General features: G+C 72.5%; 11 protein-coding genes. 5 read left to right on the plus strand and 6 right to left on the minus strand.

Features of this window, described 5'->3' with window-relative positions:
- Nucleotides 1-129 precede the first annotated feature (129 nt).
- Nucleotides 130-2,181, minus strand: a complete 2,052-nt coding sequence (recQ, locus tag NLX94_RS03580; RefSeq protein ID WP_254381059.1) for a DNA helicase RecQ — start codon at nt 2,179-2,181, stop codon at nt 130-132.
- Between the two features lie 215 nt (nt 2,182-2,396).
- On the opposite strand from recQ, the gene NLX94_RS03585 reads away from it, so the two are divergent.
- From NLX94_RS03585 to NLX94_RS03595, 3 genes are all read left to right on the plus strand, one after another.
- Nucleotides 2,397-3,167 (plus strand): maleate cis-trans isomerase, encoded by a 771-nt coding sequence (locus NLX94_RS03585; protein WP_254381060.1) that lies wholly within the window; start codon nt 2,397-2,399, stop codon nt 3,165-3,167.
- Between the two features lie 154 nt (nt 3,168-3,321).
- Nucleotides 3,322-4,146, plus strand: coding sequence for a PP2C family protein-serine/threonine phosphatase (locus tag NLX94_RS03590; protein WP_254381061.1), 825 nt, complete (start codon nt 3,322-3,324; stop codon nt 4,144-4,146).
- A gap of 88 nt (nt 4,147-4,234) precedes the next feature.
- Nucleotides 4,235-5,182 (plus strand): MASE1 domain-containing protein, encoded by a 948-nt coding sequence (locus tag NLX94_RS03595; protein ID WP_254381229.1) that lies wholly within the window; start codon nt 4,235-4,237, stop codon nt 5,180-5,182.
- A 22-nt stretch (nt 5,183-5,204) separates the two neighbouring features.
- Here NLX94_RS03595 and NLX94_RS03600 read toward each other — a convergent pair whose 3' ends face one another.
- The gene (locus NLX94_RS03600) at nt 5,205-6,425 is read right to left on the minus strand and encodes an aromatic amino acid transaminase (RefSeq protein WP_254381062.1); all 1,221 of its coding nucleotides are present in this window, start codon (nt 6,423-6,425) and stop codon (nt 5,205-5,207) included.
- On the minus strand, nt 6,418-7,395 hold the full coding sequence (locus tag NLX94_RS03605) for a DMT family transporter (RefSeq protein ID WP_254381063.1): 978 nt from the start codon (nt 7,393-7,395) through the stop codon (nt 6,418-6,420). Before NLX94_RS03605 ends, NLX94_RS03600 begins: the two co-directional genes overlap by 8 nt.
- Before the next feature lie 143 nt (nt 7,396-7,538).
- On the opposite strand from NLX94_RS03605, the gene NLX94_RS03610 reads away from it, so the two are divergent.
- A complete protein-coding gene (locus NLX94_RS03610; protein ID WP_254381064.1) occupies nt 7,539-8,030 on the plus strand; it encodes an Lrp/AsnC family transcriptional regulator in 492 nt (163 codons plus the stop codon).
- On the opposite strand, the gene NLX94_RS03615 is transcribed toward NLX94_RS03610, so the two are convergent.
- The 3 genes from NLX94_RS03615 to NLX94_RS03625 form a co-directional block, all read right to left on the minus strand.
- Complete coding sequence (locus NLX94_RS03615; protein ID WP_254381065.1) at nt 7,963-9,660, minus strand: alpha/beta fold hydrolase; 1,698 nt, start codon at nt 9,658-9,660, stop codon at nt 7,963-7,965. The genes NLX94_RS03610 and NLX94_RS03615 overlap by 68 nt on opposite strands.
- A gap of 81 nt (nt 9,661-9,741) precedes the next feature.
- On the minus strand, nt 9,742-10,305 hold the full coding sequence (locus tag NLX94_RS03620) for a TetR/AcrR family transcriptional regulator (RefSeq protein WP_254381066.1): 564 nt from the start codon (nt 10,303-10,305) through the stop codon (nt 9,742-9,744).
- Between the two features lie 32 nt (nt 10,306-10,337).
- Nucleotides 10,338-11,822, minus strand: a complete 1,485-nt coding sequence (locus NLX94_RS03625; RefSeq protein ID WP_254381067.1) for a hypothetical protein — start codon at nt 11,820-11,822, stop codon at nt 10,338-10,340.
- Between the two features lie 140 nt (nt 11,823-11,962).
- On the opposite strand from NLX94_RS03625, the gene NLX94_RS03630 reads away from it, so the two are divergent.
- A complete protein-coding gene (locus tag NLX94_RS03630) occupies nt 11,963-12,181 on the plus strand; it encodes a hypothetical protein (RefSeq protein ID WP_254381068.1) in 219 nt (72 codons plus the stop codon).
- The last annotated feature ends 7 nt before the right edge of the window (nt 12,182-12,188 follow it).

The raw sequence follows: 12,188 nt of genomic DNA on the forward strand, positions 1-12,188 counted from the left end.
CTCACCCCGGGGGGCCCTGTTCCTTCCGATTCACCCTAGCCGAGCCTTCGCCGACCGGCGCTGTGTCGGGCGGGTGTCCGGCTTCGGGTGGGCCCGGGGACCCGGACCGGGCCCCCGCGGCCGGTCCCCCTACTCCCAGTCGTCCCACGGCGGGTCGATGTCCTCGTCCTCCGGGCCGAAGAGCGACTCCCCCGTTCGCGGGGCAGCCGGCTGCGCCTGGGCGGGAACGGCGGCCCGGGCGGGGGCCGGGGCCGGGGCCGGGGTGGCCTCCGCCTGGGCCGGCGGGGACTCTGCGGCCGGGTCCCCCGCGGCCGGCTCGGGCCGGGCGCCGCCCAGGGTCTGCAGGATGCCCTCGGCGTACTTGGCGAGCTTCGCCTCGCCGACCCCGTTGACCGTGCCCAGCTCCGCGACCGTCCCGGGCAGCCGCGTCGCGATCTCCCGCAGCGTCGCGTCGTGGAAGACGACGTACGCGGGCACGCCCTGCTCCCGCGCGGTCTCGGCGCGCCACGCGCGGAGGGACTCGAACACGGGCACGGCGGCCGCCGGCAGGTCGACCGGTACCCGGCCGCCCTTCCCGGAGCGCGATCCGCCGGACTCCTTGCGGGACGAGCCGGCCGCCGGCGCCGTCTCCTTGCGCATCGGCACGCTCCGGCGGCCGCCCAGCACCTCGCCGCTGGCCTCGGTCAGCACCAGCGTGCCGTAGTCGCCCTCCACCGCCAGCAGTCCGAGCGCCAGCAGCTGCCGCACGACCCCGCGCCATTCGTTCGTGCCCAGGTCCGTGCCGATGCCGAAGACCGAGAGCCCGTCGTGGTCGAACTGGATGACCTTGGCCGTCTTCTTGCCCTGCAGGATGTCGATGATCTGTCCGGCGCCGAACTTCTGCCGGCGCTCCTTGGCCAGCCGCCACACCGTGGACAGCAGCTTCTGCGCCGCGACCGTCCCGTCCCAGGACTCGGCGGGCGTCAGGCAGGTGTCGCAGTTCCCGCAGTCCGGCGCACCGGTCTGCCCGAAGTAGGCCAGCAGCCGCGACCGGCGGCAGCCGACCGTCTCGCACAGCGCGAGCATCGACTCCAGGTGCCGGGCCAGCGCGCGGCGGTGCGCCTCGTCGCCCTCGGAGCCCTCGATCATCTTGCGCTGCTGCACCACGTCCTGGAGCCCGTACGCCAGCCAGGCCGTGGCCGGCTCCCCGTCGCGGCCGGCACGGCCGGTCTCCTGGTAGTAGCCCTCGACCGACTTGGGCAGGTCCAGGTGGGCCACGAAGCGCACGTCCGGCTTGTCGATGCCCATGCCGAACGCGATCGTGGCCACCACCACGACCCCGTCCTCCCGCAGGAACTTCGACTGGTTCGCCGCGCGCGTCCGGGAGTCCATGCCCGCGTGGTAGGGCACGGCGTCGATGCCCTGTTCGACCAGGGCGGCCGCCGTCTTCTCCACGGATGCCCGCGAGAGGCAGTACACGACCCCGGCGTCCCCGGGGTGCTCGGTGCGGATCAGCTCCAGCAGCTGCTTGACCGGGTTGTTCTTCGCCACGATCCGGTACTGGATGTTCGGCCGGTCGAAGCCGGCCACGAAGTGGCGGGCGTCCTCCAGGCCCAGGCGCGCCGCGATCTCGGCGTGCGTGGCCTCGGTGGCCGTCGCGGTCAGCGCGATCCGGGGCACCTTCGGCCACCGCTCGTGCAGCATGGACAGCGCGAGGTAGTCGGGCCGGAAGTCGTGGCCCCACTGGGCGACGCAGTGCGCCTCGTCGATGGCGAAGAGCGAGACGGTGCCCCGGTCCAGCAGCCGCTGCGTCCCCTCGGTGCGCAGCCGCTCGGGTGCCAGGTAGAGCAGGTCGAGCTCGCCGTCGAGGAAGGCCTGCTCGACCGCGCGCCGGTCGTCGGACAGCTGCGTCGAATTGAGGAAGCCGGCCCGGACCCCGAGCGCGTTGAGGGCGTCCACCTGGTCCTGCATCAGGGCGATCAGCGGGGAGATCACCACTCCGGTGCCCGCTCTGACCAGGGCCGGGATCTGGTAGCAGAGCGATTTGCCGCCGCCGGTCGGCATCAGCACCAGAGCGTCGCCGCCGCCGGCGACGTGCTCGATGATCTGCTGCTGCTCGCCGCGGAACGAGTCGTACCCGAAGACGCGGTGGAGCACCTGCTGTGCGTCGGGGATCTCGACGGCTGCTTCCGAAGGGGTCATCCCAGAAGCCTAGCGACCTCCTCGGACAGATCCGTCCGGATCCTCCGGGCCTGTGGACAACCCGGTCGTACGCAGCGGACGCCGCGGGCCCCGTGCGCGACGGCGCGGCCGGGCGCCCCGGCGGCCCGACCGGTGACACAGTAGGAGGCCTCCCGTATCCACGTAATCCACGTATCTCTGTCTCCCGGTCTCCCGGTCTCCGAGAGGAACACGCGATGTGGCAGCCCGACGGGTGGGACGTGCGCGTCCGCCTCGGCATCCTCACCCCGCACGCCGATGTCGGCCCCGAGTCGGAGCTGCGCGCCATGGCTCCGGCCGACGTGGGCCTGCACGCCGCCCGGGTGCCGTTCCACGCGATGGGGCACGGCGGCGCGATGGACCCCACCATTCCGCTCGCTCCCGTGCGCGCCTTCGCCGAGCCCCCGCACGTGGACGAGGCCGCCGGGCTGCTGGCGGCCGCCCCGGTGTCGGTGATCGCCTACGCCTTCACCAGCTCCGCCTACGTCATCGGCCCGCGCGGGGAGGGGTACATGCTGGACCGGCTGCGCGAGCGCACGCACGGGCTGCCCGTGGTCGCCACCTGCGCCGCCACCGTGGAGGCGCTGCGGGCGCTGGGGGCGGGCCGGCCCGCCCTCGTGGACCCGCCGTGGTTCGACGAGACGCTGAACGACCTGGGGCGGGGCTACTACGAGGACGCCGGGTTCGAGGTCCCGTACGCCGCCCCCTGCGGCCTCCCCAGCGGGCAGACCCTGATCGGGCCGCGGGCCCTGCACGACTGGGTGGCCGCGCACGTGCCCGACACGGCGGACGCGGTCGTGATCGGCGGCAACGGCTTCCGCGCGGTCGGGACGATCGCGGCCCTGGAGGCCACCCTGGGCCGCCCGGTCCTGACCGCGAACCAGGCCCTCCTGTGGGCGGCCCTGCGCGCGGCCGCCACGCCGACCACCCCCATCACGGAGTACGGCCGGCTGTTCGCGGCGCCCTGAAGGGCTCCGGGGCCTTCCCGGGCCCTCCCCCGACCTCCCGGCGGACCTCCCGGCGCCCTCCCGCCCGGGCGCCGGGAGCCGAGCCGAAATATGATGGGCCCCGGTCTTTCGCCCAGCGGAAGCAGAGGCACATGGGCATACCCCGGAGCGGTCAGTGACCCCGCGCCGCCCGGCCCGGCCCGCCAGCGCGGACCTGCTGAGCATGCTGGGCCGGCTCACCGCGCAGGCGCGGGAGGGCGCGGAGCTGCAGCAGGCCCGGGTGGAGCTGGCCGAGGCGCTGCAGCGCGAACTGCTCCCCGCTTCCCTGCCCGTGGCACCGGGGCTGAGGACCGCGGCCCGGTACGCGCCCGCCCGCCAGGGTCTGGAGATCGGCGGTGACTGGTACGACGGCTTCGAGGTGCCCGGAGGGGCCTTCGCCTTCTCCCTGGGCGACGTACAGGGGCACGACGTGGCGGCCACCGCCTTCATGGGGCAGGTCCGGGTCTGTCTGCGCGCCGTGGCGGCCGTCGTCCTCGATCCCGGCGAGGTGCTGAGCCGGGCGAACGAGGTGCTGCTCTCGATGGACAGCGAGCTGTTCGCGACCTGCAGCCTGCTCCGCTTCGACCCGCGGACGCGGGAGCTCCAGGCCGCCCGGGCCGGCCACGTCCCCACCGTGTGGGGCACCGTCGACGGCCGGTACGGCGTCACCGAGGACGCCGGCGGTCCGCCGCTGGGCACGGTCCCGGGGGCCCGGTACCCGGTCACCCGCCGCGTGCTGACGGAGGCGGGCTCCATCGTCCTGGTCACCGACGGGGTGGTGGAGGGACCGTCGTTCCCGATCGACGAGGGACTGGAGCACGTGGCCCGGATCGTCGGGAAGTCGGCGGGGGGCGACCCCGACGAGCTGGCGGCCGAGGTGATGAAGGTGGCCGATTTCACCGGCCACGCCGACGACGCCGCCGTGCTCGTCCTCAGCCACGACGGGGCCCGGCCCCGCTGACCTCCCCCCAGCGGCTCTCCCCCGGCAACCGGCAACCGGCCCACGCGTGTCACGCCCCGCCGGGACGCCCGGGCCGTTGTCTGATGCAGTGGTGCGCACCGTGGAATGGCGACGTCCGACCGGAGCCCTGCTCCGGATCCTCGGGGTGGCCGTCGCCTACTACGCGACCGGCCGGCTGGGGCTGCTGTGGCAGGTGACCGTCGAGGGGAGCACCGTCACGCCCCTGTGGCCGCCCACCGGCATCGCTCTCGCCTGCCTGCTCTGGTTCGGGCCCCGGATCTGGCCGGGCATCACGCTCGGGACCTACCTCGCCATCGAGGGGCTCGGCGCGGTCAGCCTCCACGGACTCGGAATCATCGCGGGCAACACCCTCGCCCCGCTGTGCGCCTACGCGCTGCTGCGCCGCGCCGGCTTCCGCCCCGAAGTGGACCGGCTGCGGGACGGACTGGCACTGGTGTTCCTGGGCGGCCTGGTGCCGATGCTGATCAGCGCCACCGCCGGGACCTGGACGCTGATGCTCACCGGCGACCTGATGCCGGGGAACTTCTGGCCGGTGTGGTCGGCCTGGTGGGCCGGCGACACGATGGGCGTGCTCCTGGTGACCCCGCTGCTGCTGGTCCTGCCCCGGGCCCGGCTGACCCGGGACCCCTTCCGGGCGGCCGAGGCGGCGGCCCTGGCGGTCGCGGTCGCCGCCGTGACCCTCACCTTCACCCGCAGCTCCCTGTCCCTGCTCTTCCTCGTCTTCCCGCTGCTCATCTGGGCCGCGGTGCGCTTCCGGCTCCCCGGCAGCGCACCGTGCGCCCTGCTCGTGTCCGTCCTGGCGATCACAGCGGCGACGGACCGCGCCGGCCCCTTCGCCGGCCGCACCCTCCTCGAGGTCATGGTCAACCTCCAGGCGCTCAACGGGGCGTCCGCCCTGACCGCGCTGCTGCTGGCGGCCCTCGTCACCGAGCAGGACAACGTCCGCCTGAAGATCGAGGAGGTCTGCGAGGACCTGGCCGAGGTGGTGGCCCGTCTGGCCCCGCCGAAGGACTGATCGCAGGAACAGACGAGACGGCCTAGACCGGCAGGACCGCCCGGGGCCTGTCCGTCGGGTCGAGGACCGCCGCGATGCTCCGGGCGAGGCCGGGGATGCGGTGCGCCGGGATGCCCGCGATGTTGATCCGCCCCGAGGTGGTGCCGTAGACGGCGTACTGCCGGCGCAGCCGGAGCATCTGGTGCGGCGTGAGCGGCAGCATCGAGAACATCCCCTTCTGCCGTGCCAGCGACCGCGCCTGCTCCGCGCGGCCCAGCGCGCTCAAGTGGGCGGCCAGGTCGGCCCGGTTGGCCGTGATCCGGCCCCGCATGACGTCCAGTTCCGCCCGCCAGGCGGCCCGTAGGCCCTCGTCCTCCAGGATCGTGGTCACGACGGCCGCGCCGTGCTCGGGGGGCATGGAGTACAGCGTCCGGGCCGCGTTCTGCAGGGTGGTCTCGGCGTGCCGCACGGCCCGGTCCGAGGCGCCGAGGACGATCGCGCAGCCGACGCGGTCGCTGTAGAGGCCGAAGTTCTTCGAGCAGCTGACGGCGATCAGCATTTCCGGTACGCGCTCCGCCAGCATCCGGGTGGCCAGGAGGTCGGCCTCCAGGCCGTCGCCGAGCCCGTGGTAGGCGAGGTCGACGAAGGGCACCCAGCCGCCCCGTACGGCCGACTCGGCCAGTGCCTCCCAGTCCTCGGGGAGGGGGTCCACGCCCGTGGGGTTGTGGCAGCAGCCCTGGAGCAGGACGACGTCGTCCCGCCGGGCCTCGCGCAGCTCCCGCAGCACGCCGGCGGAGTCGAAGCCGCCCGCGGCGTCGCGCCAGCCGTAGGGGCGGACCTTCAGCCCGGCGGCCTCCAGGATGGGCCGGTGGTTGACGTAGGCCGGGTCGCTGACCCACACCGTGGTGCCGGGGCGGGTCCGGCAGATCAGGTCGGCCAGCAGCCGCAGGGCGCCGGAGCCCGCCACGGTCTGCACGGCCGCGGCCCTCCCGGACGGTCCGTCCGGTCCGGGGCCCAGGACCAGGTCCAGCAGGGCGCGGTTGAAGGCGGCGTTGCCGGAGAGCCCGCGGTACTCCTTGGACTCCGAGCGCTGTGCCAGGCGTATCTCGGCCTCGCGCACGGCGGCCATGACGGGCGTGGTTCCCGTCTCGTCGCGGTAGACGCCGAGGACGAGGTTCAGGCGTTCGGGCCGCTCGTCGGCGCCGAACTCGTAGGTCAGGTCCCACAGCGGGTCGGTGGGCGGCGGCGGAAGGAGCTCAAGCATCTGCGGGAACCTCGGGTCGTGGACGGCGGTTGGCGAGGACCACACCGGCGGTGATGAGGGGTACGCCGATGAGCACGGCGGGGGTCGGGGACTCGCCGAGGAGGGGGACGGCCAGCAGGACGACGGCGACGGGGCTGAGGCTGCCGACGACGGAGCTGCGCCCGGCGCCCAGCCTGCGGATGGCGAAGGCGTACAGCAGGCCGGCGCACAGCCCGACCCCCAGCCCCTGCACCACGAGGAACAGCAGGATGTCGCCGCCCGCGGCGTGCGCGAGGCCGGTGGGGAGCACCCCGGTCAGGACCAGGATCCCGATCACCGCGAAGGAGGGCAGGCACAGCAGTCCGATCGATCCGACGGGATCGAGGTCCACCTCGCGCAGGCCCACCGTGTACAGGGCCCAGAGCCCGCTGGCCACCAGGAGCGTGCCGGTGCCCTCGAGGACGTCCGCGTCCACGGGTACGACGTAGCGCCAGACGAGGGCGGCCACTCCGGCCGCGATCAGCGCGAGCCCGGCCGCCTGCGTCCCCCGGGGCATTCCGTGCCCCCGGCGGACCATGATCGCGGAGACGAACAGCGGGACCATGCCGGGGACGATCGAGCCGACGAAGGCCGCCGAGGTCAGGGCGCCGCCGTGCATCGCCGCCAGGAAGAAGGGCACCCCGGCACCGCAGATGATCTTCAGCGCGACGCCCGGCCGCACCGCGGCGATGCGGCGACGGCGCCGCCACAGGGCCGGGAGCAGGACGAGGAGGGGGACGCCGAAGCGCAGCAGGGCGGCGTCGGCGGGCAGGAGCGAGGAGGCGCTCAGGGCGCGGGCGCTGAGCGCGAAGGCCGCCCAGATGGCCACGGTCAGCACGAGGGCCAGCAGGCCCTCGGCCTGCTGGGAGAGCCCGAAGCGGCCGGGGTGTCCGGCCTTCGGGCCCGCCGCGTCGGGAGGCGCGGTCGCCGGGGTGGTGTTCGTCGCGACCAAGGAAATTGCTCCAGCCTCTGAGAGCGGACCGGTCCGGCCCGTTCCAGGGCAACGCTAGGCCTTCGGGCGGGGCAGCCGATTGCCAGTTCTGCCGCCCGGACATACGTTTGGGGCAGGATCTGCCAATAAACCGGGGAGTAACCGTGGACGCAGTCGATCTGCAGATCATCAGGGAACTGCAGGCCGACGGGCGCCTGTCCAACCAGGACCTCGCCGACCGCGTCCGGCTCTCCCCGTCCCCCTGCCTGCGCCGGGTGCGGCGCCTGGAGGAAGCGGGCCTCATCCGCGGTTACACCGCCATGGTCGACCAGGTGGCCTTCGGGCTCCCGGTCACCGTGTTCGTCCGGATCCGCCTCGAACGCCACACGGCGGAAGCGGTGCGGCTGTTCGAGGAGCACGTCGCGGTCATCGAGCACATCCAGGACTGCTATCTGATGGCGGGCAGCAGCGACTACCTGCTCCGGGTCGTCATCGAGGACCTGGAGGCCTACGAGGCCCTGGTGCGCCACCGGATCCACGCCATCCCCGGGATCGCCTCCATCGAGTCGAGCTTCGCCTTCGGCAGCGTCAAGCAGTCGAGGACGTACCCGGCTCCCAGCTCCGGCACGTCGAGGCGACCTGCTGCGGGTGGGTGAGCTGCGGGTAGTGCCCGGCCCCCTCGATCCCGGTCACCGGGTGGCCGACGGCCTCGGCCAGCGGGTCGGCCGACCCCACGACGATCCGGACCGGGACCTTCACCCGGTCCAGCAGCTCCCGCGAGCGGCGGCGCCCGGCGGCGTCGGCCCGCAGGGCGGCGACCACGCGGCGCGCCACTCCGCGACGGCCCAGGTCGGCCGCGGCGCTCTCCACCTCCGCCCCCTCGGGGACGCCGAGCCTCCGGGCCAGCCGGGCGGCGGACATGCGGCGCAGCACCGGCGCGGCCAGGGCCGAGCGGGCGAGCCGGGGGGCGGGCGCCTGCAGGAAGGCCGGGGAGACGAGCACGAGGCCGCTGACGCGGTCCGGGTGGTCGACGGCGTAGCGCAGCGCGGGTCCGCAGGCCAGGGAGTGCGCGACCAGTACGGGGCGGGTCCGCACCGGGCCCATCAGGTCGGCCAGCCACGCGTCCACCGGCCCGGCCGCGGCGGCCGAGCGGCCCAGGCCCGGCAGGTCGGGGGCGAGCACCGGGCCGGGGAGGTGGGCGGCCAGGGGCGCCCAGAGGTCCGCGTTCATCGGCAGTCCGTGCAGCAGGACGTGGCCGGGGGCGTGCCGTTCTCCGCTGACCCAGGTACGGCTTCCCGCCACGTCGGAGAAGCCGTACGGCTTCAGCCGGGGTGACGCGGCGCCGAACCGGGCGGCCACCAGCTCGTCGGCCCACCGGTGCAGGGCGTCGGCCACCGGGGGCATCTCCAGCCCGGCACCGGCCGCGAAGGCCCGGGCCGGGGCCGTCGGGTAGCGGTCGGTGGACAGGAAGGCCAGCGTCTCGGGATCGGCGCCGGTCAGCCTGCGCGGCAGGCGCCGCAGCAGAGCGGTGGGAATGCTCCGCCGGGGTGCCCGTACGCCGGTGTGGTCGGCGATCGCAGCGATCAGCGCGGGCAGGAGCGGGGTGTCGTCGTCGAGCACCCAGTAGTGCTCACCCGCGGGCGCCGCGGGGACCTCCGCGAGGAACCGTACGAAGTAGTCGACGGTGGTGACCGGCAGAAAGGTGTCGGGGCCTCCGGGCAGGGCGGGGAGCCGGCCGTTCCACAGGTCCTCGACGAGGGCGGCCAGGCCGATGTACTGGCCCGGTCCGATCACGGTGCTGGGGTTCACGATGGTCAGCGGTACGTCCAGCTCGCCCGCCCGGGCGCGCACCGCGAGGTCGCCCTCGTGCTTGGACGCCTCGTACGCTCCCAGCCCGGCGTAGTCGGGGGTGCCCCCGTCCCCGCTCACCCGGTATCCGCTGATGTGCACCAGCCGCCGCAGCGCGGGCAGTTCGGCGGCCCATTCGAGCACGTTGAGCGCCCCCGTGACGTTGGTCGCGCGCGCCTCGCGCACGCCGAGGCCGAAGGCGAAGCGGCCGGCGGCGTTGTAGACGTCGCGCACTTCGGGCAGGCCCGCGAGCGGTCTCGTGATGTCGGCGGCGACGATGCGCAGCCGGCCGGTGTCCACGCCCTGGGCGGCCAGCCAGGGGGTGAGGGTGTCGTTGCGTACGGCTGCCGCCACCCGCTGCCCCCGGGTGAGCAGTTCGGCGACGAGCGAGCGGCCGATGAAGCCGGTGGCGCCGAAGACGATCGCGTCTGCGTCCATGCGAACGAACTCCTAAAATAGATCGGTCTACATATTTTGAGGTCAAAAAGAAGCCCGCCTGTCGCGGCGGGCCGTGTCGGGTCAGCTCACGCCCAGCAGGGCGCCGACCTGACGGGAGACGCTCTCCAGCGGCCCCCTGCTGCGGTGCGCCCGGGCCAGCAGCAGCGCCCCCTCCACCAGGGCCAGGATGGTGACGGCCAGGTCGTCGGCGTCCGGACGGCCCGCCAGTCGGGCGCGCAGGGCCTCCTGCCACGAGGCGTAGACCTCCGAACACGCCTTCTGCAGCGGGTCGCTGGTGGCGGCCATCTCCAGTGCCACGGTGGCCACCGGGCACCCCTTGCGCCAGCCCGACTCCTCCAGCCGGTCACCCAGGTGCCGCAGCACCCCGTCGACGAACTCCGCCACGGACGGGCTGGACTCTGCCAGACCCCCCAGGGCGTCACCGATCATCCCTCCGGCCCGCCGGACGGACTCCCCCACCAACTGGTCCTTGCCGCCGGGGAAGTGGAAGTAGAGCGAGCCGCGGGGCGCCCCGCTGGCCGCGATCACCTGGTTGAGCCCTGCGCCGAAGTACCCGCCGGCCTCAACCAGTTCCTGCGTCGCATCCAGCAGCCGGTCGCGCGTCTCGACACCCTTCTGTCCCATGGGAGCCACACTAGACCGGTCTACATATTCGTTCAACCCTTGGCCTGGTCCGCCGCCGGCTTCTGGCCGGAGCGTGCCTTCTCCAGCAGCTCGGCGTACGGCGTCTGCGCGGTGTCGCCGCGCACTGCCGAGAGACCGTAACGGGTCTTGGCCTTTTCGTTCGCCAAGGGATTCTGGGGGTCGAACTCAATCCGATCGGCGGGCGGCGATACGATCACAACGACGCGCGGCCAATCGTCACTTGCCACCCTGAACACCGATATGCGCTGCCGGCCGCGAGTCACATTGAGGATTTCACTGCTGTTCGAGATCTCGGATTGATACATGTATTCGGAATTTTTGGGAATCTTCCCGTCCTTGACCACCCTCCACAGATCCCTTTCCGGCGTCCCGGACCGCTCATATTCAGGCGGAATCTTCATTCGATCCTTCCTGACCACGTACACCTCGGTCTGAGCCCTGAGGGCTTCATATTTCAGACCCTTCGAATCGCCCTTCGGGGCCTTGGGATCGCCCTTCTTCCGGCCCTCGGGATCGCTGATCTCAACGACCGTGTCCTGCACGACCTGCTCCCCCGGATTCAGCGCGCGGCCCACCGGTACGACGAATTCACCATGGTAGACAAGATCATCCTTGACCCCCTTGACCCCCTTGACGTCCTCTTCGTTGTTTGCGCGCACGCCATGAATCCAGTACTTGCTGTCGAGGATGTAGACGGGAACCTCACCCCCGTTCTTGACGAACATGCGAACCGTCACGTACAGCGGCCCGTCCTTCTTCCCCTCCTTCTCCAGACTCGACTCCCTGAATTCCGCTCCGCTCAGCACCAGCGGGGTCTTCACATACGGGAGGTAGATCTGCGAATACGCCAGATTGGCGCCGGCGAGCAGGCTGGAGACGATCGCCCCGATCGCGATCGTCTTCGGGTTGCGCAGGCCCTTCCACGCCCGGGATCTGATGAGTACGGCCAGGGCGGCCGAAGACCCGATGGTCAGGGCGATGCCGATCACGGTGTAACCGGTGAACCGCTCGCCGATCTGCAGCAGGAGGACCGCGATGCCGCAGAGGAGGGCGATCACGACTCCGGCCAGAACGACCACTCCCGAGTACCGCCACCGCCGCTTCCCCCAGTAGTCGACACAGAGCAGCGCGGCGAAAACCTCCAGCAGGGACACGACCAGGATGGTCACCCCCGCCACGCGTCCCCCGTAGGTCAGGGCGTCCCCACTGTCCGAAATCCCGATCCGGAACAGCGGACACGCGGTCGCCATCAGGCCGAGGAACATGAAGAAGCCGATGCCCCGCCGCTGCCATCCCCCTTTGTCCGGCCAGTCGGTGCTGCCCTTGCCGCCCCAATGGATGCTGTCGGGATCGAATACCAAGTGAGCACGTTTCAGAAGCATCCTTTCGACTTCCCAGGAGGACCAGGCCTTCCCGACGGCAATGCCGTCGACCTCGACCTTCCGCAAGCCGATGTCATCAGGCGCCCCCACGGTGACCACACGCGTGTTCGCCATGACACCAGCCTGCCCCTCCAGGCCTGACGTCGCCTCCGGAGCACAAGCGTGCGATCCGCACCCGCCGGGGTGCACGCGGCACGGAGCGGGGTGAACCTGGTGGTGACGTGTTGGTGCAGCTCGCCCCCGGAGGAGCCCCCATGCGCAGACGAATCCTCGGCTTCACCGCCGCCCTGGCCTTGGCCGTTCTCGGTACCTCGGCCCCGGGCGCGCAAGCTGCCGTCCCCGTTGTCACCGGACCGGAATGCGTACGGGAAACAGTGGATTACGGCAAGGGATCGGTGGAGTACGACTCGTCCACCGGCCTGTGGACCTGCATAGGCGGCAGGTACGACGGCGAACCCATCACCACGAGCTGAAGGCCGC

It is taken from the genome of Streptomyces sp. TBY4, from assembly GCF_024213195.1.
Taxonomy (GTDB): Bacteria; Actinomycetota; Actinomycetes; order Streptomycetales; family Streptomycetaceae; genus Streptomyces.

Coding starts and splice junctions, on each gene's coding strand:
- recQ (WP_254381059.1), bottom strand. CDS start 2,181: ATGACCCCTTCGGAAGCAGCCGTCGAGATCCCCGACGCACAGCAGGTG.
- NLX94_RS03585 (WP_254381060.1), top strand. CDS start 2,397: ATGTGGCAGCCCGACGGGTGGGACGTGCGCGTCCGCCTCGGCATCCTC.
- NLX94_RS03600 (WP_254381062.1), bottom strand. CDS start 6,425: ATGCTTGAGCTCCTTCCGCCGCCGCCCACCGACCCGCTGTGGGACCTG.
- NLX94_RS03615 (WP_254381065.1), bottom strand. CDS start 9,660: ATGGACGCAGACGCGATCGTCTTCGGCGCCACCGGCTTCATCGGCCGC.
- NLX94_RS03620 (WP_254381066.1), bottom strand. CDS start 10,305: ATGGGACAGAAGGGTGTCGAGACGCGCGACCGGCTGCTGGATGCGACG.
- NLX94_RS03625 (WP_254381067.1), bottom strand. CDS start 11,822: ATGGCGAACACGCGTGTGGTCACCGTGGGGGCGCCTGATGACATCGGC.
- NLX94_RS03630 (WP_254381068.1), top strand. CDS start 11,963: ATGCGCAGACGAATCCTCGGCTTCACCGCCGCCCTGGCCTTGGCCGTT.